This window comes from Fimbriimonadales bacterium (assembly GCA_035559795.1).
In the GTDB taxonomy this organism is placed as follows: Bacteria; Armatimonadota; Fimbriimonadia; order Fimbriimonadales; family ATM1; genus DATMAR01.
Map to the genome: position 1 here is coordinate 527,249 of DATMAR010000003.1, position 22,451 is coordinate 549,699.

At 47.9% G+C, this 22,451-nt stretch carries 20 protein-coding genes; 10 read left to right on the forward strand and 10 right to left on the reverse strand.

Features of this window, described 5'->3' with window-relative positions; translation table 11 throughout:
• Positions 1-121: 121 nt before the first annotated feature.
• Positions 122-916: a triose-phosphate isomerase gene (gene tpiA, locus VNK96_03090; protein HWP30698.1), complete on the reverse strand. Its 795-nt coding sequence runs from the start codon at positions 914-916 to the stop codon at positions 122-124.
• Between the two features lie 62 nt (positions 917-978).
• Here tpiA and eno point away from each other — a divergent pair, with 62 nt between their 5' ends.
• The 4 genes from eno to VNK96_03110 all read left to right on the forward strand — a co-directional run bounded on the left by eno (position 979) and on the right by VNK96_03110 (position 5,019).
• The gene (gene eno / locus VNK96_03095; GenBank protein ID HWP30699.1) at positions 979-2,277 is read left to right on the forward strand and encodes a phosphopyruvate hydratase; all 1,299 of its coding nucleotides are present in this window, start codon (positions 979-981) and stop codon (positions 2,275-2,277) included.
• Positions 2,278-2,381: 104 nt separating this feature from the next.
• Positions 2,382-3,803: a pyruvate kinase gene (gene pyk / locus VNK96_03100; GenBank protein ID HWP30700.1), complete on the forward strand. Its 1,422-nt coding sequence runs from the start codon at positions 2,382-2,384 to the stop codon at positions 3,801-3,803.
• On the forward strand, positions 3,800-4,096 hold the full coding sequence (locus VNK96_03105; protein HWP30701.1) for a hypothetical protein: 297 nt from the start codon (positions 3,800-3,802) through the stop codon (positions 4,094-4,096). The genes pyk and VNK96_03105 overlap by 4 nt, the downstream gene beginning before the upstream one ends.
• 86 nt (positions 4,097-4,182) lie before the next feature.
• Complete coding sequence (locus tag VNK96_03110) at positions 4,183-5,019, forward strand: DUF72 domain-containing protein (GenBank protein HWP30702.1); 837 nt, start codon at positions 4,183-4,185, stop codon at positions 5,017-5,019.
• A gap of 188 nt (positions 5,020-5,207) precedes the next feature.
• On the opposite strand, the gene VNK96_03115 is transcribed toward VNK96_03110, so the two are convergent.
• The 5 genes from VNK96_03115 to mutL form a co-directional block, all read right to left on the reverse strand.
• A complete protein-coding gene (locus VNK96_03115; GenBank protein ID HWP30703.1) occupies positions 5,208-6,116 on the reverse strand; it encodes an FAD-binding protein in 909 nt (302 codons plus the stop codon).
• Positions 6,117-6,124: 8 nt separating this feature from the next.
• A complete protein-coding gene (locus VNK96_03120) occupies positions 6,125-6,871 on the reverse strand; it encodes an electron transfer flavoprotein subunit beta/FixA family protein (GenBank protein HWP30704.1) in 747 nt (248 codons plus the stop codon).
• Between the two features lie 7 nt (positions 6,872-6,878).
• Positions 6,879-9,059, reverse strand: coding sequence for a 3-hydroxyacyl-CoA dehydrogenase NAD-binding domain-containing protein (locus tag VNK96_03125; GenBank protein ID HWP30705.1), 2,181 nt, complete (start codon positions 9,057-9,059; stop codon positions 6,879-6,881).
• A gap of 96 nt (positions 9,060-9,155) precedes the next feature.
• Complete coding sequence (ruvC, locus tag VNK96_03130; protein HWP30706.1) at positions 9,156-9,638, reverse strand: crossover junction endodeoxyribonuclease RuvC; 483 nt, start codon at positions 9,636-9,638, stop codon at positions 9,156-9,158.
• Between the two features lie 42 nt (positions 9,639-9,680).
• Positions 9,681-11,453: a DNA mismatch repair endonuclease MutL gene (gene mutL, locus VNK96_03135; GenBank protein ID HWP30707.1), complete on the reverse strand. Its 1,773-nt coding sequence runs from the start codon at positions 11,451-11,453 to the stop codon at positions 9,681-9,683.
• A 13-nt stretch (positions 11,454-11,466) separates the two neighbouring features.
• On the opposite strand from mutL, the gene VNK96_03140 reads away from it, so the two are divergent.
• From VNK96_03140 to ruvB, 4 genes are all read left to right on the forward strand, one after another.
• The gene (locus VNK96_03140) at positions 11,467-11,736 is read left to right on the forward strand and encodes a L28 family ribosomal protein (protein ID HWP30708.1); all 270 of its coding nucleotides are present in this window, start codon (positions 11,467-11,469) and stop codon (positions 11,734-11,736) included.
• Positions 11,737-11,823: 87 nt separating this feature from the next.
• The gene (locus tag VNK96_03145; protein HWP30709.1) at positions 11,824-13,002 is read left to right on the forward strand and encodes a hypothetical protein; all 1,179 of its coding nucleotides are present in this window, start codon (positions 11,824-11,826) and stop codon (positions 13,000-13,002) included.
• The gene (gene ruvA / locus VNK96_03150) at positions 12,999-13,592 is read left to right on the forward strand and encodes a Holliday junction branch migration protein RuvA (protein ID HWP30710.1); all 594 of its coding nucleotides are present in this window, start codon (positions 12,999-13,001) and stop codon (positions 13,590-13,592) included. Before VNK96_03145 ends, ruvA begins: the two co-directional genes overlap by 4 nt.
• Positions 13,593-13,630: 38 nt before the next feature.
• Positions 13,631-14,659: a Holliday junction branch migration DNA helicase RuvB gene (ruvB, locus tag VNK96_03155; GenBank protein HWP30711.1), complete on the forward strand. Its 1,029-nt coding sequence runs from the start codon at positions 13,631-13,633 to the stop codon at positions 14,657-14,659.
• 49 nt (positions 14,660-14,708) lie between these two features.
• On the opposite strand, the gene VNK96_03160 is transcribed toward ruvB, so the two are convergent.
• The 4 genes from VNK96_03160 to VNK96_03175 all read right to left on the reverse strand — a co-directional run bounded on the left by VNK96_03160 (position 14,709) and on the right by VNK96_03175 (position 16,824).
• Positions 14,709-14,909: a hypothetical protein gene (locus tag VNK96_03160; GenBank protein HWP30712.1), complete on the reverse strand. Its 201-nt coding sequence runs from the start codon at positions 14,907-14,909 to the stop codon at positions 14,709-14,711.
• Between the two features lie 147 nt (positions 14,910-15,056).
• The gene (locus VNK96_03165; GenBank protein ID HWP30713.1) at positions 15,057-15,557 is read right to left on the reverse strand and encodes a hypothetical protein; all 501 of its coding nucleotides are present in this window, start codon (positions 15,555-15,557) and stop codon (positions 15,057-15,059) included.
• A gap of 94 nt (positions 15,558-15,651) precedes the next feature.
• Positions 15,652-16,665: a DUF933 domain-containing protein gene (locus tag VNK96_03170; GenBank protein HWP30714.1), complete on the reverse strand. Its 1,014-nt coding sequence runs from the start codon at positions 16,663-16,665 to the stop codon at positions 15,652-15,654.
• Positions 16,666-16,671: 6 nt separating this feature from the next.
• Entirely contained in the window at positions 16,672-16,824 is a 153-nt protein-coding gene (locus VNK96_03175; GenBank protein HWP30715.1) for a hypothetical protein, read from the reverse strand.
• Between the two features lie 170 nt (positions 16,825-16,994).
• Between VNK96_03175 and lipA the strand changes: the two genes are divergently transcribed.
• Together lipA and VNK96_03185 are read left to right on the forward strand one after the other, a co-directional pair.
• Entirely contained in the window at positions 16,995-17,879 is an 885-nt protein-coding gene (lipA, locus tag VNK96_03180; protein ID HWP30716.1) for a lipoyl synthase, read from the forward strand.
• Between the two features lie 57 nt (positions 17,880-17,936).
• Positions 17,937-22,430, forward strand: a complete 4,494-nt coding sequence (locus VNK96_03185) for a hypothetical protein (protein ID HWP30717.1) — start codon at positions 17,937-17,939, stop codon at positions 22,428-22,430.
• Positions 22,431-22,451 lie beyond the last annotated feature (21 nt).

Consider the following 22,451-nt stretch of genomic DNA (forward strand, 5'->3'; position numbering starts at 1 on the left):
AAAGTTTGGGAACGCCATTTCGATATATGAACGTGAGTCTAAAACCCGCTCGTACTAAAGATGATTTTATCTCTTTTGACAAAAGTCTCTCTCGGTTTGAAGCGCATTCTCTCCTGACCTTTTATGCCGCTCGAATTATCCTCGAAAACTCCTCTGCGTTCAAACTCGCCCCCCCAACTAATGCGCCGTCTATTTCTTTTTGAGAAAAGAATTCCTGGCAATTGCTCCCCGTTACGCTTCCCCCGTATAAAACTCGAATACTCTCCGAAGCTTCTCGGGAAAGTATCTTCGACAAAAATGAACGAATCAAAGAACAAACGCGGGCTGCTTCGTTTCCATCACACACGTTCCCCGTTCCAATAGCCCAAACTGGTTCGTATGCAATAGCCATATCGAGAAGTTCAATCGCATCGATCCCCTTCAATCCTCTCGATAATTGTTTTTTTATCACTTTTTCGGTCATCCCTTTTTCTCGCTCTTCAAAAGTTTCCCCAACGCAAAGAATCGGCTTCAAATTCGAATAAAGCAATCTCCTTAGTTTCAAGTTAACCGTCGCGTCGCTTTCCGAAAAATAATGCAACACTTCTTTAGGATACGAGCAGGAATCGAACCTGCCTCTCCGCTCGCTATGCCCGACGATACAATACGTGCATCCGGCATCGCATAACATCGCTGCAGAAACCTGTCCCGTAAAAGCCCCTTTTTCTTCCCAAAAGACATCTTGCGCCCCGAGTTTCAGCGGTGATTTTTTCAATGCCATATATACATGGCATAACAAAGGAAAACTCGGGCAAACGACGACATCTATGTCAGTGCGTTTTTCTACTGCGGGCAAAATACTCTCCACCAAACTCAATCCTTCGGGAACGGTCAAATGCATCTTCCAATTGCCTGCTACCAATCTTCGTCGTGCCATATCGCCCTCGTGATGATTGTAGCCCGAGCGTAGGTAAACTGTTTATCTCTACGGAGGTTCTCTTGCCTAAAATCGCTGAAATTTTCGCCCGCGAAATTCTCGATAGCCGAGGCAACCCCACTTTAGAAGCGGATGTAAGACTCGAAGATGGAAGTTTCGGGCGTGCCGCCGTTCCTTCGGGCGCAAGCACCGGAGCGTATGAGGCTGTAGAACTTAGAGACGGCGATCCAAAACGTTATGGCGGTAAGGGTGTTCTTCGCGCAGTAAGTAATGTCAATACTGAAATCGCTCGAGCGCTCCGTGGAATGGAGGCTATCGAGCAAAGCGCAATTGACAACCGACTTTGCGAGCTGGATGGAACACCAGACAAATCGAGATTGGGTGCTAATGCGATTTTAAGCGTTTCCCTCGCCGTAGCGAAGGCAGCAGCCGATAGCGCGCGAGTCCCTTTGTATCGTTACATAGGGGGGGAAGATGCGAATGTTCTTCCCGTACCCTTTATGAACATCCTGAACGGCGGGAAACACGCAGAAAGCAACGTAGATTTTCAAGAGTTCATGATTGTCCCAGCAGGAGCACCTTCTTTTTCTACAGCGCTCCGAATGGGCGCAGAAGTTTATCACGCGCTGAAAAAAATTTTGCACTCACGCAGACTCGCTACCGGTGTCGGTGACGAGGGGGGGTTCGCCCCGAATTTAGAAACCCAAGAACTCGCTTTCGATTTGCTCATCGAGGCGATAGAAAAAGCGGGATATCAGCCCGGTACACAAATCTTTCTCGCAATTGATCCGGCAAGCACCGAATTCTTTTCTCAAGGAAAATATCGTTTCAAAGCAGGCCAAACGAGGGAACGTGATTCGAAAGACATGGTGGACTACTATCGTTCACTTCTCGAAAAATATCCTTTAATCAGTATCGAAGATGGTCTTGCGGAAGACGATTGGGACGGATGGAAACTTCTCACTTCCTCTTTGAATGAGCATTGCCAACTCGTAGGAGATGATATCTTCGTGACGAATCCCAAGCGTTTACAACGTGGAATAGCAGAAAAGGTCGCAAACAGCATTTTGATTAAACCGAACCAAATCGGAACGCTCACCGAAACGATACACACTATAAAACTCGCGAAAGAAAACTCTTACACGACGATGATAAGCCATCGCAGCGGCGAGACGGAAGACACGACGATTGCTGACCTCGCCGTCGCTTTGCGAACCGAACAAATCAAAACAGGCGCGCCTTGCCGAACGGACCGAGTAGCGAAATACAATCAACTCCTTCGCATCGAAGAATCTTTAGGTTCGTCGGCTCACTACGCAGGAAAAGAAGCCTTGAAAGGTTGGATAAAGGCTGCTTTATGATAAGGAGACAACTAACCCCGAAAGGCTCAGAGATAACTTATGGTATGTTGAAAACTCCCTAACAAACCACTCTAACGACCAAGGAAGGTCAAAAAAAGAACACGATGTTCCGAAGAACGAAAATCATCTGCACCTTAGGACCCGCCGTAGACTCTTACGAAAAAATTCTCGACTTGGTGAGGGCGGGAATGAACGTCGCAAGAGTCAACTGCAGTCACAGCACCAGCGAACAAAGAAAACGTTGGGTTGAATGGACGCGCAAAGCCTCGGAAGAGGAAAACACCTATGTAGGGATACTTTTCGATTTATCTGGACCGAAATTTCGTCTGGGTGAAATTCCCGGAAATGGACTCGAAGTGTCTCGAGGACAAGAGATAGAAATCGGTACGTCTCCAGGTCAACTTCCGATTTTGGAAAAGAAAGTTTTGGAGAGACTTCGCAAAGGCTCGCAAATACTGATTGGCGATGGAGAAGTCTCTTTCCGAGTGAAAACGATTCGGAATGATAAAATTATTTTATCATGCCAAACGGGGGGGCTCGTTCGTTCTCGACAGGGTATCACCCTCGTAGGTCAGAGTTTCGACGTTCCAGCACTGACAGACCAAGACAAGCGCGACCTTAAAGAGGGACTCGAACTCGGAGTGGATTTCGTTGCACAGAGTTATGTCCGCAGTGAAAAAGACGTTTTGGAACTTGCAGAACTGATACGCGCTCACGATTCACCCGTTCAAATCGTTTCGAAAATCGAAACGAAACAAGCCGTGGATTCCATCGAGAAAATTCTTTCGGTTTCGGATTGCGTTATGGTCGCTCGTGGGGATTTGGGATTGCAAATGTCCATCGAAGATGTTCCTATCGTTCAAAAGAAGATTATCGCGCTTGCGAGAAACTTGGGAAAACCCGTTATCACCGCCACACAAATGCTCGAAAGCATGATCGAATTCCCTCGCCCGACGCGCGCAGAAGCAACCGACGTGGCGAATGCGATTTTAGACGGCACCGATGCGACGATGCTCAGTGCAGAAACCGCGGTGGGGAAATATCCTATCGAAGCTACCCGTCAAATGCACCGATTAGCCATAAAAACCGAAAAAAGCGCTACGTTTCAAAAAGCAACCGAGTCGCAACGATTCACGAGAAATATAACTGCAACGGAGTCCGTTGCCAAAGCGGCATGCGAGATGGCGCAAGCCCTCGATGTGAAAGCGATCCTGAGTTTTTCCATTACGGGATTTACGGCAAGAATGGTGTCTAAATGTCGCCCTCGAGTCCCGATTCTTTGCGCGACGTACCGCGTTCGAACAGCAAGACAAGTCTCTTTGCTTTGGGGAGTCCGTCCTTTAATTACGGAAGAGTTTTACAGCACCGAAGAGATGATTTCGCACGGTTTTGCTGCTTCTATTCGAGAAAAAATTCTTTCCCCTCACGACACCGTCATAATTACTGCGGGGATTCCCGTCGGCAAACCTGGTGCAACGAACATGGTAACGCTCATGAAAGTTTTCGTTCCGGAGGATAAAAGATGAAACGGTTTTGGTTATGGTTTTTTGCAATTCTCGTCATGTTCGGAATCGCTTTGTATTGGAATCGTAACGATATTATGCTCTTTTGGGAGCAATGGCAATGGAAAGAAAAAAACGAAGCACGCGCGCTCGCTGCAGAAAAAGAACGAGCCGAACTCCTCGAGCAGAAATCGAAAATCGAAGACATCTCCGGGAAAGAAGAACTCGCAAGGATAAAAGGCTACGAAAAATCGAACGAAAAACCGCTCATGATTTCGCCCAAATCCGGAAACTCGAAGTCGAAGAAAAATAAATGAAGATTTCGTGATTTCAAACTTTTCGCGGCAAGATAAACCTGAAGGAAGGATTTTTAGACAAGCATTTACCGTTATAATCTATACAGATGCCCGACTCTAACAACATTCGAATCGGCACCTCCGGTTTTAGTTACGACGACTGGATTGGGGTCTTCTATCCACCTAATCTCCCTAAAGGAAAATGGTTGGAGTATTATTCCGCTCGATTCGATTGTTTGGAAATCAACTCGACATATTACGAATGGCTTTCCGCGAAAGTTATGGAGAATTTCGTAAAGCGAGTTCCTGTTTCGTTTCGTTTTTCCGTAAAACTCCATCACAGCCTCACACACGAAAGAACCGAACTGCAAAAAGGCGTTCTTGCAACCATAGAACAAAACAAACCTTTGACGCAATCCGGAATGCTTGCTACGCAGCTCGCGCAATTCCCCCCCTCTTTCCAAAACACCAAGACATCTTGGGAATGGTTGAAGCGCCTATCTGAAACAATCGAACCTCTAACAGTGGAGTTTCGACATGCGAGCTGGCAAACTCCGGAGACGGTCGAGAATCTACGTGAAATGCGAGTTTCGCTTTGTTGTGTAGATCAGCCGAAACTTCCCGGTTTGCTCAAATGGCAGCCCGTCGTAACTATAAGCCCAGCATACATACGCTTCCATGGTCGCAATGCCGACAAATGGCATATACACGAGCATGCATGGCAAAGATATGACTACTTATATAGTGAAGAGGAACTTTCGGAACGTGCTCCCGATGTGTTAGAAATGTCACGACAAGCCAACGAGACTTTGATTTTATTCAACAACCACTACGCGGCTCAAGCGATCGCCAATGCCAAACAATTCGGGAAAATTTTAGGTCTCATTAAAGAAGAACACATAAACAATCCGCGCGAAAAAGAAGAACAGAAAAGTTTATTTTAGATGCCATATCGCGAAAAAATGCCTCTTGCGAAGCAGGAGGAATTTTCACCAGCATGATGAGAAAAAGCCTCAACAGCAGGAGCTGTTGAGGTATAAAAAATCCTTGCTCCCTAACTCTGTTTTGTAATTCTCATTCACCTTCGTTAGTTTAACCCTCGTTTACGTATATAAGTTACTTCTCAGTTTCTCTAAGTTTTGCCTTTGAAGTCTTTCAATTTCTCGATCATCTTGGGAACGGCGACATATAAGTCTTCCACCAATCCGTAATCCGCAACCTGAAAAATCGGTGCATCCGGGTCTATGTTAATCGCCACGATAACTTTGCTGTCTTTCATCCCCGCTAAATGCTGGGTGCTTCCGCTGATTCCAACCGCAATATAAAGTTCCGGGGCGACGATTTTTCCCGTTTGACCTACTTGCAGTTCGTTCGGAGCGATACCGCTGTCCACTGCTGCGCGCGTCGCTCCAGCAGCCCCCCCGAGAGCATCTGCCAAGCCGCCGATGAGCAATTCGAAAGTCGCAGCATCTTTCAAAGGGCGCCCCCCCGAAACGACGACGCGTGCCTGCGTCAAATCAGGGCGCCCCGATTTTGGCGCACTCTTAGAAATCCGTTTCGTCACACCTTCGCAATTCAAAGAAATGCGCTCTTTCCGAACACTCTCCGTTCGCTCGGGATTTCGGAATGCCGTGGAACGCACGCTCACTACAAATTCATCGGAATCCACGTGCACCCTCGCTAAAATATTTCCTGCAAACATCGGGCGAGTGAATTCACGACTTTCATGAATCTCCATCACGTCGCTCACCATCGGACGGACTAATGCGCCGCTTAAACGCGGTAGAAAGTCCTTTCCGAACATAGTCGAGAGACCTGCGATTACGGGATACTTCCTCGCTAATTCCGTCAATCCGCGAACGAGGACCTCGGAGGGGGGAACATCCTCGAGTTCTGCACAGAAGCACGTTTCTTCTTGGTAGCCTTCTTTCGGCTCGCCCATCAACAAAAGCAAATCGAAAGGTTGACCGTAGCGTTGCGCAAACGCAGCCAGAGGGGCCGCTTCGCTTGGATTTTCTGCGATAAGCAATAGTTTCGCCATTTCGAAATCTAAATCACTCCTGCTTCTTCGCGTAAAAGCCTGAGGAGTTCGTCTACGTTCTCCACTTTACGACCCGCCTTACGGGGGGGTGCTTCACGCATTTCTATAACTCTTACGCTACATCTCATTTCTACTCCGAGTTCTGAAAGCGGAATTTTTTCTATCGGCTTGGAACGCGCTTTAATAATTCCAGGCAGCGGCACGTAACGAGGCTCGTTCAACCGCAAATCGGCAGTAATCACCGCCGGCAAAGGAAATTCGAGAACTTCTTGTCCGGTATCCGTCTCGCGTGTTGCTTTCGCTGTTCCGTTTTCTAAAACGACCTCGCTCGCAAATGTCGCCTGCGGATAATCGAGCATCGCCGCCAACATCTGCCCCACCTGATTGCTGTCGTCATCGATTGCCTGTTTTCCCATAAGAACCAAATCCGGTTTCTCTCGTTGTACAACTTGAAACAGTGTCCTGGCGATGTCAAAAGAATCGTATTTCGCCTCCGTTTCGATTAAAATCCCCCTGTCCGCCCCCATCGCCAATGCCTTTCGTAACTGTTCTTCGCAAATCGAAGCACCGATAGAAACCGCGATGATTTCGCAACCTCTTTTTTCTTTTATTCGAACCGCTTCCTCCATCGCGATTTCGTCGAAAGGATTGATGTCGAATTTCAAACCCGTTTCTTCGATTCCCGAGCCATCGGCTTTCAATCGCACTTTCGCAAAAGCGTCGGGAACGCGTTTGATAGGCACGAGAATCTTCATCTTGCTGTTAATTATGCAACGGCTTACCGGTTTCCAACATGTGCTTGATTCGCATTATGGTAAGAGGTTTTCCCAACAAACGCAAAAAGGTTTCTCTTTCTCGCTCCAAGCAATCCTCGCGCGATTTGGATTTCACGAAAATATATTTCACTTCGTCCGCCAGCATCGCACCGTAGTCCCCCAATTCTCCGTTTTGTCTCGCCTTCTCACTTTCTCCATCGATCATCGCCGAAAGCATTGGGGGGGTTGGCACCCATTCCTTTTTAGGTTCTTCCACTCGGGGACTGTGAATGGAGCGATAAATCAATTCATCCGGATTCGCGATAACTACATCTCTTTCACGAAGAAAGAAACTTTTCAAACCTTCGTATCCATGGAAGCGTTTCGATAAGGCTACGGATAATGCTGCTCGGCACATCGCTTTCGCATCTCCTTGCGTCCGTTCCCTCAACAAAGTGCATCCCCCCCCTGCTGGAACTAATCCTACGGAAACTTCCGGCAAGGAAAGAATGGCTTCCGGTGTCGAAACGACCATACGGCAATGCATCGCCATCTCGAGTCCTCCACCGAAGGAGTAATCGTGCAAACCTGCTGCCGAGGGACATTTTCGTAGCAAATCCCCCGCTCTCTGCAAATCGCGCAGTGCCTGCTCGACTTCGGAAAAACGCTTCTCCTCTGCAGCGCGCAAGAAAAACCTCAAATCGTAACCGGCGGAGAACGCTCTTCCTTCGTTCACCAAAGTCAAGTGAGAATCCGGATGCGTTTCAATCCACTCGATAATCGCTCGCACGATTTCCGGAGTGATAACGTTCATCTTCGTAGCGAATTCGAACAAGAACCCCCCCGTGCCATCCTCACGAATTATCCATCCGTCTCCCGCGCGAATCACCGGAAAGTCGCTCATGCTCGCGAATTTGGGATTTCTATCGCGTTCTGTATGGATCGCTAATTGAAAATTGTAACATTTGCCATCGGTATAAAAAGGAGTCTTTTCGCGCAAAACAGGTTTCTCCCAAAATTTTTCCAAAGAATCCAAGCCGATCTCATCAATCAACTCGAAAGGACCTAACTCCCAACCCCATCCCCATTTCATCACCCGGTCGAAATCCTCTACATTGCGGCTGATTTCCCCCCCAATCTCGACTGCGTATTCCAAAGCGGGTACTAAATGCAATCGCAAAAAATCACCAACTTCGTCTCGTAGTTCCAACCCTTTCCGCAATCGTTCTCCTATCGGAAGTTTCGCTAATTCTTCTAAACTTGGAATTTCAGGAGGAAGCTGCGCCCGGTAGGCTTTCGTATTGAAATCGAGTACGAAAAATTCCGAACCTTCACGTTGATAATAACCTCTGCCCACTTTCGTGCCTAAACGCCCCGACTCGATGAGATATGCCAAAGAAGAAGGCATCTGCAATATCGAAATCTTCGGATCTGTTTTACAACGCTCGAGAAGGTGGTTTGCGATGTTTTGCATCACATCTAAACCGATTAGATCGCACAATCGAAACACCGCCGTTTTGGGCCTTCCCATGAAAGGACCCGCAATCGCTTCGACGACTTCGATAGGAAATCCCAACTTCTCCGTTACATGAATCGCTTGAAATAAAACCCACATTCCGAAACGATTCGAAATAAATCCAGGTGTATCTTTCGCCCGCACCACGCGTTTCCCGAATCTATCTTCTAAAAATTCCGTGAAAAGTTCGACGATTTCAGGATCGGTCTCTTCTGTAGGAATCAATTCGACTAATTTCAAATAGCGGGGGGGATTGAAAAAATGTGTTCCGAGAAAACGTCTTCGAACGGGTTCACTCCATCCCTGCGCCAACTCACGAATCTCCAATCCACTCGTGTTCGTGGACACCATGGCATTTTCTCGCAAAACCCTCTCGATGTTGTTATAGAGTTCTCGTTTCGCTCGCATATCCTCCACGATCGCTTCGCACACCCAATCCGCCTCACGAAGACGAGCCAAATCCGAATCCATCCCACACACGGTGACCCTTTCCAAACTCTCATGATCATAAAAATGAGGAGGTCTTGCCCCTTGCGTTCGTTCTAATCCTTGCCTTGCAACATCCTGCGTGATGTCATACAGAAGAACTTCGAATCCCAGATTTGCAGCATGTGCTGCAATGCCACCCCCCATTGTTCCGGCTCCGATTACGGCGATTTTTTCGACTTTCATTAACCTTTCTTGAGACAAGGAAAAACCTCCATTTTGTCAAGAGAACTTGTGAAGCATACCCAAGATAATTATTCGAATCTGAGGGTTGCTTCGTTCCTACAAACAGTTCAACCGATTGCGGTGAATATGACAAATCGCAACCGCCATCGCATCCGTGATGTCATCGGAAAGAGATTTTTCCCGTAAAGCGAGAATGCGCTCGACCATAAAAGCCACTTGTTTTTTCGGTGCGTTTCCATTGCCCGTTACGCTCGTTTTCACTTCGGCTGGGGAATACTCGAACCACTCCAAACCCGCCTCCGCGCAACAAGCCAAAATCACCCCCTGTGCCTTCGCAACATCCAGCGCTGTCTTTCGATTCGCGCCGAAGAATAGTTTCTCAGTCGCTACCGCATCGGGATGAAACTTTTCGATGATTGCACGGATTTCTCCTTGGATTCGGATCAATCTCTCCGGCAACCGGCATTTGGAGTCGGTTTCGATAACTCCGTAACTGATAACACTGAGATTCGCGCTGTTTTCACTAACGAGCGCATAACCCACTCTTCCGTATCCTAAGTCTATTCCTAAAATCTTCACTGTCTAATGTCGAGTTATTATTTTCTACTTACGTTCGAAATTCTATGCTCTCCCGAATCTTCGCATTAATTCATCGAGCGTCAAGGTTAGGGTAATCGGTCTTCCATGCGGGCAAAGATATGGATTCTCGGTCTCCGCAAGGTCGCGAATCAATTGCTCCATCTCCGCGAGTTGCAACAGATCTCCCGCTTTCACCGCCATACGGCAAGCACTCGTTATCCAAATTTTATGGCGCGCGTCTTTCACTTTCGCATGTCCGTTCGATGCAATTTCCTCCACCACTTCCTGCAAAATCCTGCGATAATCTTTATTCGCCACGACTGCAGGCACGCTGCGAATCAAAAAATTCGTTTTCCCGAAAGGTTCTAAACGAAACCCGACACTCGCCAACTCTTCCAAACGTTCGGTGAGCGTCAAGGAAACACTTCTATCGAATTCGACGCTCTCGGGGGTAACCAAGGACTGTGTCTCTATCGCTCCCCCCCCTTTCAACCCGCAAAGCACCTCGTACAAAACGCGCTCGTGGGCTACGTGTTGATCAATCACTACTAATCCTTTCCGAGTCGAAGCGACGATGAACGTTGCTGCAATTTGACCCAAAACCCGCAAATCATCCAGCAATTCGATAAAGGGAAACCTTTGCGACATCTCTGGGCTATACGTAGTCGTCGCAAATAAATCCTTCGGCAAAGAGTCATTATCCCCCCCCGAAGACTGAAATTCACCGGCATGAACAAAAGAAGGAACACTCACTACCGGGGCTGCGGAAGGCATGAGCCCGTGGCTTTCCAATCCCGTCTTAATCGCCAACCGTATCGCATCGAAAACCATACCTTCGTTTTGAAATTTGATTTCACTTTTCGTCGGACTCACGTTGACATCTATCCCCGCAGGGTCGACATCCATAGACAAAACGCATATGGCATATCTTTTTTCCGGTGTCAAACTCCGGTATGCCGCATCGATCGCTGCATAAAGCACCTTCGAACGAACAGGACGGCCATTTACGAACACCCATTGTTGCGCGCGAGTCGGACGATTGACATGGGGGGGGCTAACGAACCCTCGTATGCGCATGCCGGAAAACACCGTGTCCACTTCCGCTAAAGTCTTCGTAAGTTCTAATCCCAAAACTTCTATAAGAACGTTGAGTAAATCACCCGATCCATCGGTTCGTAATACCACTTGGTTGTCTACACAAAAACGAAACGCGACATAGGGGTGCGCCATCATATAGCGTATGACCACGTCGTGACTCGCCTGCATCTCCGCCAAATCGGATTTCAAAAATTTCAAACGGGCAGGGGTGTTTTGGAAAAGACCTTCGACACAGATTTCCGTACCCCTCGGTCCGGAAATAAATTCCGATAGTTTCTTTTCACCGTATTCCACGACCAAGCGGAATCGGCTGCCATCACCCTCGCCTGTGCTCAACGTCATCTTCGAAACCGAAGCGATGCTCGGAAGGGCTTCCCCTCGAAAGCCCAAAGTGCTGACTCGCTGAAGGTCTGAGGAAGATCGAATCTTGCTGGTTGCGTGTCTTTCTAACGCTTGCTCAGCGTCCTCGGAACACATTCCCTCTCCGTTGTCCGATACGATAATGCTTTTCTTTCCGGATTCGGAGATTTGAATTTCGATGCGTGTCGCCTGAGCATCTAAGGAGTTTTCGATAAGTTCTTTGATTACGCTCGCCGGTCGTTCGACGACTTCCCCAGCAGCGATTTGGTTCACCATCTTGGGGTCCAAGAGCACGACCCTTCGAGGCATATGAGGAATCTTACCTTGCAGATTCCCCACTCCTTTGGGTAAAGTCACTTATCTTAGGCTAATGGCAAAAATCTGTCAGGTTAGCGGCAAAAAAGGCAACAGCGCCAAACATATTCGGCACCGCCACTCGGGGCAGTGGAAGTATCGCGCGCCGAAGAAAAATCGCACGCAACTGCCGAACCTCCAGATGGTTTCCATCCAAACTCCCAACGGTCGTATACGATTAAAGGTGAGTACAAAAGCCCTCAAAAGCCCCGACTTCGCTGCAGTAGTGGCAGGACGAAAACCGATCCCCAAAGATTGGCTCAAAAAGCCACGCTACGAGGTTTAACGAGTTTTAGTTTCCACAATTGCAAACAGGAAACTAAATAGTTCGTCGAACTACAAACGATGAAATGCAGAAGACAACGAGAACTGCATGAGCACTCGAAATAAAATTTTCATATGGATATTCCCTTTAGGGTTGTTGCTCGCTTCGGGTTGCAATCCTAATAAAACAGTCCTGCCGGATGGCGCGTCGGCTCAACCGCCTGAGCCCCCCCATAAAATCACACATACGGCGAACGAACTAGTTAATGAAGCCCTGCAAAGTCTTCAAGTTTCAGGAATCCCCGAACCCCCCCTTAACGCAAAGTCTACTCGTGAAGACAGAACGACATTTTTGCTCGCAACGAAAAAATGCCTCCAGGCTCTTCTTATGCTTCCACAGGCAGAAACAAGCACTTTCGTTCCCCCCCCTAATCTCGTTCCCCCGAACCGCACAGAAGAAATCCTCGTTCTCAGTCGAGTTCTTGCAGTAGAACTCGCAGATGCAATTGACCGCAATGACGCAAAAAGAGCCGCTGCAGCTCTTCGAGCGGCTTTTCATTACGCTGACTATGTCGCATCGGAATCTATCGCAAGCGCACTCGCTGCTTCTGCAATAACAGATGTGCTTATCTCCGGTGTTAAAACCGTTTCTTCGCAACTGGATGCAAGTATGACCGAGCACCTATTGAACACAATCGAAGAAGTAGCGAATTCTCCCGCGCCTATCGAAAGCACTTTCCAAAATGAAAAAGCCCGCCTTCGAAAATGGAAAGACACCCTCGCCCACTCGAAACAACCCGTGAGCGTCGCGCAATTTCTTTCGAAAATTAAAGAGTTCCTATCCGCAGAAAATCGTCTCAATCCAGACACAGAAAAAATGCTTCGTGCATTTGCAAAGAAAACCAGCAAGAAATCCGAGAGTCTCCCCCCCGCACTTCTTGCGCAAGGCGCATCTCTCGCCTATAGAAGAGTCGAAGAAACGCTTGCAGCAGCACTGAAAGGAAAACCCACTCCCAACCTCGATTTAGATCCGAAATCCCATCTCATCGCATCGCTTTATTTATGGCGCCTTAAACCATGGCTGATTAATGCAAAAGACCTCGATGCAATCCGTCAAGAAAATTTCCGACTCTTAGCCCTTTCGATTCGTCTATTGAGCATGGAATTGCCGGATTCCTTGCAAACTTTCGGAGAAAATGCAATAAGTCCGGTCAACGGTTTGCCATTCGAATATAAACGTCTGGAAAACGATTTCGAACTCGTGCGCCCGAGAAAAACCAAATCATGATTGCGCGATTGACAGGAGAAATAGCAGAAAAAGGACAAGGGTATGTCGTCATCTTCGCGGGGGGGGTCGGCTATCAGGTCTTCGTAACCGAACGCTGTCAATCCTCTCTTCCTGATGTCGGAATGCCCGTGGATCTTTTCACGAAGCAGATTGTACGTGAAAACGAAATCGCACTATATGGTTTCGAAACCGCCAGCGAAAGACGACTCTTCGAGTTGCTTCTTTTGGTCAACGGAATGGGGCCGAAATTAGCCCTCTCGCTTCTCGGAAACTTGGGCGAAGAGGGCATCATCTCTGCGATATTGCAAGACGATTGGAAAACGCTCACGCGCGCTCCGGGTCTCGGCGCAAAACTCGCAGAAAGAATCAAACTCGAACTTGCCGACAAAATCCGCGAGGAGTCCCTTCTCGGCAAAATCGGAAAACCTCGAACTCCTGTTTCCGATGATGTCGTAGAAGCGCTCGTGGCTTTGGGACACAAACGTGCGGAAGCGGAGCGAGCCGCTCGTGCCGCTCGACAAGAAACGAAAGAAACCGATGCGAAAATTCTCCTGCCCATCGCATTGCGACACGCAGCAACGAAAAAATAATGCCATTCTAAGAAGTAGGAGATAACGCTATTACGAACATGAATCCTCCAACCGAAGAAAGAACTTTGTCTCCGGAAATCCAAGAATCGGACCTCGAGTGGGATTTGACCCTCCGTCCGAAAAAACTGAACCAATTCATCGGTCAGGAAAAAATCAAATCGAATTTGCGCGTCTTCATCGAAGCAGCGAAATCACGCAAAGAGCCTCTCGACCACGTTCTCTTAAAAGGTGCACCGGGGTTAGGAAAAACTACGCTTGCGCACATCATCGCATACGAGATGAATGCGCCAATACGGGTTACATCTGGACCTGCTATCGAAAGACCTGGTGACCTCGCGGCGATTCTCACGAATTTAGAAGAAGGCACCGTGCTCTTCATTGACGAAATTCACCGCTTGAGTCGTCCCGTCGAAGAAATCCTTTATCCTGCGATGGAGGATTTCAAATTGGATATCGTTATCGGAAAAGGTCCAGGCGCACGCAGCATCCGATTAGACCTCACTCGATTCACATTGGTGGGGGCGACAACACGCGCAGGATTGCTCACCGGTCCTTTGCGCGATAGATTCGGAATCGTGCACGATTTCGAGTTTTACGATATTGCGTCGCTCGAAACGATCGTAAATCGCTCTGCAAAGATTTTAGGTTACTCGATTTCTAAAGAGGCATCCCGAGAAATTGCGACGCGCAGTAGAGGCACCCCACGTGTTGCCAATCGTTTATTGAAAAGGATTCGCGATTTCGCACATCACAGGAACGTTTCCTCTATCGATGTCGAAACCGCGCGTTATGGTCTCGAACAACTCGAAATTGACGAAAACGGGCTCGATAGAATGGACCGACAGATTCTCACCTGCATCATCGAGCAATTCGGAGGTGGACCGGTTGGCGTCGAATCTATCGCCGCCGCAGTCTCTGAAGATTCAGGAACTATCGAGGAGATGTACGAGCCTTATCTTTTGCAACAAGGTTTTCTGCAACGGACTTCTCGCGGTCGTGTGGCTGGCGAAGCGGCGTATCGAATCTTGGGAAAGACCGCGCCAAAAAGACAGGTCGAATTGTTCTGAAAAGTGAAACGCAATGCGCGTTTCATTAAACACGCAATACTAACGCAATCTATTCCTTTTCTGCTACGAGGTTTCGCAAAGCTCTGGCTAAGCGTTTATATCCAGCAGTGAGATACCAATCATCGAACCATTTGGAGACGTATTTTATGCCGGGTAAGAGCTCAGCGTGCTCAAGTGCTTGTCGTAGTTCTTCTGCTGCCTTCGATGCGGCTTGGTCCATCTTTTCTTGGTCGAATTTTTCGGGACTCATTGTTTCTCTTCCCTCATGTTTCAATCCGTACTAGTTTACAGGTTGTTCTCTTTGCGAAGCAGGGAGAACCTCTAAGGAGACGGAACTAAAAAGTGTCTGTTATTTTATTCTCGCATTCTGAAGCGCATTCATCCTAAAGTTACTACTTTAGCCCCCCCAGTAAATTTTATCATCTCCGAGGAGGCAATGGATGTAGTTGAATTGACCGTCGTGATACCAAATATGGCTGACCGCGATTTGGGCAATCATGAAAAGCGGAGCCTCTTGACCCCACGGTGCTCTCACGACTTTGCTCAAAGTCTCATCGCTTGCTTCGTTGATCGCTGTTACGAGTTCTTCGCTAGCGCTTTCCAACGTAGAAATTGCATCTTCGCGATTTGCGATTCGCTCTGCCAATACTTTCAGGGAATCGTCATCGCTAGGCGGTGGAGAATTCCCTTTCAGCGTTTCCGCAGTCCAATACATGAGTTCGAGTGCGTCGGCTGCGAGCAAATTCGCCGGTCGCGTGCGACCACCGAAAGTCGACGTCCATTTGTCTTCAGGAATCGCCCGGATGTCGGCGGTTGCCATAGAAGTCACGATTTTCAACCATTCTGTAAGATACTTGCGAGCATTTATGCCCTTCGCCGTAGTTTCCATGCCAGACATGATAACATAAAAATTACCGGGTCTTTAGTTGTAGTCGCCATTCGAAAAAACTATTTTCATTCCAAGGATGATGGGAGTCATGTTCCTTAGGAATTCATATCTTATGTCTTATATTCAGTATGTCTCCGTCCTGAACGATATAATCTTTTCCTTCCAACTTCACTGCATGCTCTTCGTGGCATTTTCTAAGGCTGCCGAGACGTTCGAAGTCGCTGAAATGAATCACTTCGGCGCGGATGAAACCCTTAGCGATATCGGTATGTATCGTCGCAGCGGCTTTTAGGGCATTCGAACCTTTCTTCAAAAGCCAAGCCCTCGCCTCGTTCCCCACCGTCGTATAAAAAGTAATCAAACCTAAAGAATCGCAAGTCTTTCGAACGAGAACTTCGGAACCTAATTCCCTCAATCCATACGTTTCCATAAACGATTTTCTTTCATCGGGTTCCATTTCCATGAGTTCCTTTTCCAATTTTGCGCACAAACGAACGATGGGAAACGAACCCGAATACCTTTTTTCTTTAAAGATTTCATCCTCCGCGCAGTTCATTGCGATGATCACCGGCTTTGCAGTTATGAATTGGTAATGCTCTAAAAATTCCTCCTCTTTCATCAATTCCGTCGAGCGAAGCGCGGTTCCACTTTCCAAATATTTTTTTACTTTTTCGAGCAAAGCATGATGAGATTGTTCCGCGTCGGTTTTCGAAATTTTCGCTAACCGTTCTAAACGATTCTCGATCATCTGCAAGTCTGCTACGATCATCTCCGTTTCGATGGCATCGACGTCCCTTTCAGGGTTAGGCGGAGCGTGGAATGGAATGGACGGATCGTCGAATTCGCGAACGACATGTACGAAGGCATCGAAACGTCTTGCGGCCTCTGCAAAATCGCTGCTTTTCACCCTACCAGCTTCGGGAACCTTCACGGCGTTGTCCCAAAACTCCAAAGTCGCATAGGTACGCTTCTTGGGTTGAACATCTTCGCATAACGCATCGAATCTCGAGTCAGGAACCTTTACTGCAGAAACATCCCCGTGAAAGTGTCCCCCAGAAATGGCATGGAAAAGTGTAGTTTTTCCAGAAAAAGCATAACCGATTATTGCGACTTTCACCGTGATTCAACGCTCCTCGGGAACGAATTCGATATGCATTTCACGATGCCCCAACTGACGAGGAAGCACCCAGAACGCATAGACAGCAGCCAGGGTGACGATTGCCAAAATCCAAAGCACCCACGGGAAGTGTTTGCGTTTCTTATGCTTTTTTTGCAAGCACCAGGATTATGCGCAACCTATCGCGTCCGTAAACGCAAACCTCCTTCCAAAACGAAAGAACAGGAGAACAGAGTTCCTACCTAAAAAAGCAAAGTTTGTCGGAATTCGTATAAATTCTCCAGGTTTTTCGAGCATCGGTGAGAACACCCGTGCTACTATTTGTGACAATGGTTCAACGACTTCCGGAGTGGCTAAAAATTCGCATCCCTCGGCCAGATGTGATTAAAGAGGTCGAGCAAATGATGCGCAAGGCGCGTTTGCATACCGTTTGCGAGAGCGCGCGATGCCCGAACCTTCCGGAGTGTTGGTCGCAAAAAATAGCGACCTTCATGATTTTGGGTGACACATGTACTCGCGCATGCGGCTTTTGCGCGATTAAAGTAGGCAGACCACTTTCCATAGATCCAGAAGAACCGGACAACGTCGCAAAGGTTGCAGAAGAATTGGGATTGAAACACATTGTCGTTACGAGTGTCGCACGTGATGATCTTCCCGACGAAGGAAGTGCTCAATTCGCGAAAACCGTTAGCGCATTGCATGAACGTTTGCCCTATGCCATCGTAGAAGTTTTGACACCCGATTTCAAAGGAAAAAGAGAATGCATCCAAACGGTTTGCGATTCCAAACCGGAAATCTACAATCACAATGTCGAAACCGTCAAGCGATTACACGTAATTGTTCGTCCGCAAGCGAAATACGAACGTTCTTTGCGAGTGCTCGAAACAGTGAAAGAAATCGCACCGAAGATCTATACCAAATCCGGCATCATGTTGGGTTTAGGAGAAACCCGAGAAGAAGTCATAGAAACACTTCGCGATCTTAGAAACGTAGGAGTAGATGCTGTAACGATAGGACAATATCTGAGACCGACGATGCGCCATCTCCCCGTGAACACGTTCGTTCATCCGAGCGTATTCGAAGAATATAAGAAAATCGGCGAAGACATGGGCTTTTTATTCGTAGCCAGCGGACCCTTCATACGTAGTTCTTACAACGCAATCGAATTCAGCAAAAAGGTAATGGCAGAACGCTTTGCATCCTTGGAGGCATAAGCGATTGATTACAAAAAGCTTCTAGGTTATTTACTAACAGCGCTTCCTACGGTTGCGTTGCTCATTTGGGCGGTGCCTTATCTCTTTCGTTCTCTCGAAGTGTTGAAAGGTCCCTTTTATTCGATTCGGATGTCCTACGAAGCAGAAGCGGGAACCGTCACTTTGCTCGCAGAAAAGGTGGATTTAAACCTTTATACAGGATTCATAAAGGCGGTCGACCTGAAATTATTCGACGAGACGGGAAACGAGGTTGCGCGTGCGAGCACACTGGATTTGTATGCCGCATTTCCATGGGTTGCACCGAGGAGATGGCACGGCACTGTGAACGATGTCGCTCTCGTCGTCGAAAGAGTAGGCAAGGCGAAGTGGAACCTTCAGACGCTTTTTCCAAAACCTCCCAAAGTGAAGCCCCCCCCTACCCCGTTTGTCTTTCAGATAACGAATTGCAAAGCGATTTATCGAGATAAAACGCTATCGAAACCGTATGCATGGAACGTAACCATCTCCGAATGTGCAATCAACGGTTTCGGGGATACATGGGACACGAGCTTCGATGCTTCGATTCGAGGCACCGGAAATCTCGCAGGTGACATTACTGCAGACGAAGAAGGGCTTCTTTCTTTCCAAGCATACACGGAGGGATTAGATGTCGGTACATTGCGAGAATATCTCGCTTCGCTTCCTGAATTAGCCGAATACGGGGCATGGGATAAATGGTCGGTAAGCGATGCCTTCGTAAGCGGAACGATACGATGGCAGAGGGGGGGGGAGAACAACATCTTACGCGGAAGTACGAAACTCGTTGCGAAAGATTTGCGTATCGGCGATTTCTTTTTCGATAACGCAGAATTCGAAGGAGATGTTTCGGAGCGCTCGCTGTTAGGCGATTTCAATGTGTACGGTGATAAATTTTCCGCCGATGCCTACGGGGCGCTCTTCTTTTCTCCGCGCATTGCATTTCGATTCGAAGGAAGCACACGCGTAGATTCTCCTACTGTTTTGAAAAAGTTATTCAAAGCTTTGCGCTATCCGCCCGATTTGCAGTTTCAAAACGCGCATTTCACGGGCTTTTTGCAGTGGGACGAAACTCTTATAGGGAATGGACATGCCGAAGCGGAGGCACTGAGATGGAAAGAGTATCGAACAAAGCAACTCCGAGCGAATGTATCCAGCGACGGAAAAATTCTTAGGCTCTCTAAACTCGTAGCACATGGCTACGGTTCGCCTATCGAAGGCGAATTATCTTTCACTATCGAGGACAACCCGACTGTTTTCGGTTTTTTGGAAGCAACCACACTCAACGCCGCTCAATTGCCTTGGTTCCCGAAAGAATATTTTTCTAACGGAAACTTAAATGTTTCTGCGATTCTTACCGGAAGTTTGAACTCACCGAGAGCTGTCATAAATGGACAAGGAAATATCACAGTCGCGCTCGAGGAGAACGGAAGCAAGAAAAAAGAAAAATTCGATGCCCAAGGGAGAGCCTTATTCGACGGCTCCACTATAGAAATTCAAGCATTCCACGCTGAAGCACCCTCTGGGATAATTCAAGCCAAGGGGAAGATACCGCTCACCACAGAAGGACTCGACCTCCGTATACGTGCGAATTCTCTCGACCTCGCTATGCTTCCGAAGCTCGATCTGCAAGGCACCAGTTATGTGGATTTGCGTTTATTGGGCTCTTTCAAAGAGCCGCTCGTAACCGGCCTAATGGAAGTCTATGAAATGAATCTAACGGATTATTCGATTCCTTTCGCTTCTGCTCGAATCGAATACTCGAACAAGCGTCTGCTTTTGGAAAATCTCGTCGCTCGCAGCGGAGTAACGATGGTGCGGGGAAATGCGCAATTGCAGTTAGACGAAACTCAAACGATATCAGGGGGGGGAGAAATCGTAGACTTTGGACTCTCTGCCGTAACAGACGAGCGTATTCACGGCTTACTCAAAGGAACATGGACTTTGGGAGGAAAGTTAGAACAACCCGTTGTGATTGCGAACGTTTCCGGTGAGAAGATCTTCGCCGATAAAGTCCCCATCGAGTCCGTTAAATTCATCGCGCGTTACGAAGGGCGAAGAATTCACTTGGATGAATTTCTCGCAAAACTCGACGACGGTACATTGACGATGACAGGAGAATTTCCATTAGAAGGAACCGGTGCCCTCACTGCGAAGTTAGAAAACCTTTCTCCGAGTGTGTTCTTGAACTACCTCACTGCTGAGGCGATCCCCGAGGGACGCATATCCGCGACTTTTACCGGTTCTTTCGCAGATGGCGAATTGAAAACGGCTTCGTTCGAATCTCGCCTTTCGGATATCACGGTAAATGAAGAGCCAGTAGGTTCTGGGTTCATAAACGCGCAATTTGCCAACGGAGAATGGACGGCAAATGCGGAATTCGGAAACATTCAAGGATTTTACGTTTTAGAAAACGGACTTTTCCGCCCGAATACGGAAGAAATCAGCGGCACAATTAGCGCTTTGAACGCAGATGTGGCGACTTTAATTCGCGTCGCTTCCGAGGATTTAAAGAAAAACGTTTCGCCCGATGTCTATCTCGAACTAAAAAAACTTCGAGGAAAACTCACATCGCAAACCGTTGTTGCCGGAACACTCGACAATCCCAATTTGATGGTCTCCCTTATAGGAAACGAACTCGGTTATCAATTGGCGACAGGCGAGGAGAAGCCGAAGGATTTGGGGGAATTCGAACTACAACTCGCGCGTAACGGAGGAAGATGGGATGTTCACAAAGCGGAGTGGAGAGAAGGTCCTATAGTCATGCGCATGTCGGGCGAGGAAAATTATTTCGTCGAGGACGGAGACATCAGCATGAACGGGGAAATCGAAAAACTCGATTTGAGTTGGCTTGCCCTTTGGATTCCCGAACTTTCTGATTTAAGCGGCAATTTATATATCCCGTTTCGCGTGAGTGGAAAAACTCGAACTCCAGAAATCCTCGCTTCCATAAGCGGTCGAGAAGTGAAATGGGCAGATTTGGGGGCAGATGGGTTGAATATTGACGCCCTTTACATACGCGAAGGTGCGATTCAAACCGAACAAGGGACGATAGAAAAGAAAGGAGCACTTTACGTGCGTGGTTTCGCCGCGGAATTGATCGACCTTTCCATTCCTTTTAGATATCCATTCGAGTTTCCTAAAGATGAGCCGATGCACGTTATGATTCACGCACCGCAAAGAGACCTCAACGATTTGAGCGCATTTTTCGGAGGTTTGGACACGCGCGTAACGAAAGGGACATTTTTAGGGGGGGCTTTAGAAGTGACCGGAACTTTGGAACAACCCGACATCCGAGGTAATCTCGCAGCGGTTGCGGAACGATTGAAATTTATGGAATCCGAAACCGTGCTTCGGCTCGATAAAGCGGAATTGAACTTCGGAGAAAAATCCATCGCACGATTAATTCTCGAAGGGGGGGGAGAAACTCAAGGTTCGTTTGTTTTCCGAGGTGGATACGATATCGAAACCGCCACATTGCTTTCTGATACGTATTTCGAAGCACAAAATTTACCTTTCCGACAAAGTTTCGACGACGGAACCGTAGTAAGCGGAATTCTCGACGCGAAAAACATTTATTTGCGTGGTTCTTTAGAAGAGATGACGGTGCAAGACATGAATCCGCAAGGAGAACTCGGTCATCTGCGCTTCTCCCAGGGAAGTCTTTTACTGGGAACTGGGCTAATAACACCTGGTGTGCCGATTCAATTTCCTGTGGAAGTGAATTTAAACTTAGAACACATCACCATTGAGCCATCGGTCTTGAGAAGCGGACCTTTGGATGCAACCTTTTCCGGATTCGGAACTTTGCGTGGTTCACTACAAGCGCCACACGCAGAAGCGACATTCATCGTGCACGATGGAGAGATCTCTTTGCCGACAGGGCCTGTTAACCTCGAAAGAGGAGGGAGCGCAAGTTTCACCTATGCACGAACTTGGCAAGGAGAAACCGGAGCCTCTCTTCGTGTTACCCTCCCCGCTACCACACAAATCCTTGCCTTCGATGGATTGAGCGTTCAAAGATATCGCATAAACCTGCTCATAACAGGTGACCTTTTTGAACAAAGAGAACTGCAAATTGATGCCTCTTCAGACCCGCCGGGTTTGACACGTGAACAAATCATGGCGGCTTTAGGGCAAGAACAACTATTCACTGCTCTCGGAAGTGCAGTCACAGGTGGAATCGAACGCGAAATTTCGGGTGTTCTCTATGCCGCCGCTCCCGGAATTCTCTCACCGATAACCCGCGCCATAGAAAAGGGACTTGCACTCGACTTCCTACTTTTTCAAATAAGTCCCACTGGCAAACCCGTCATGGTTGTGGGCAAAGAAATCGGAAAAGGTTTTACTTTAGAGTTCTTGGGGCATTTGCCTCTCACCCGTGAAACGAGCACAGGGCTCCAGGAACCCGACCAAATTCAACTCGTTTTTCGTCCACCTACAAGAAACCTGCTGTGGAATCGTCTATCCTTATCTTTAGGTTATGACACGAATCGGGACTGGCGAGCGTCTGCCACATACTCGATGCGATTCTGAAGAATCATCGAGAAACGATTC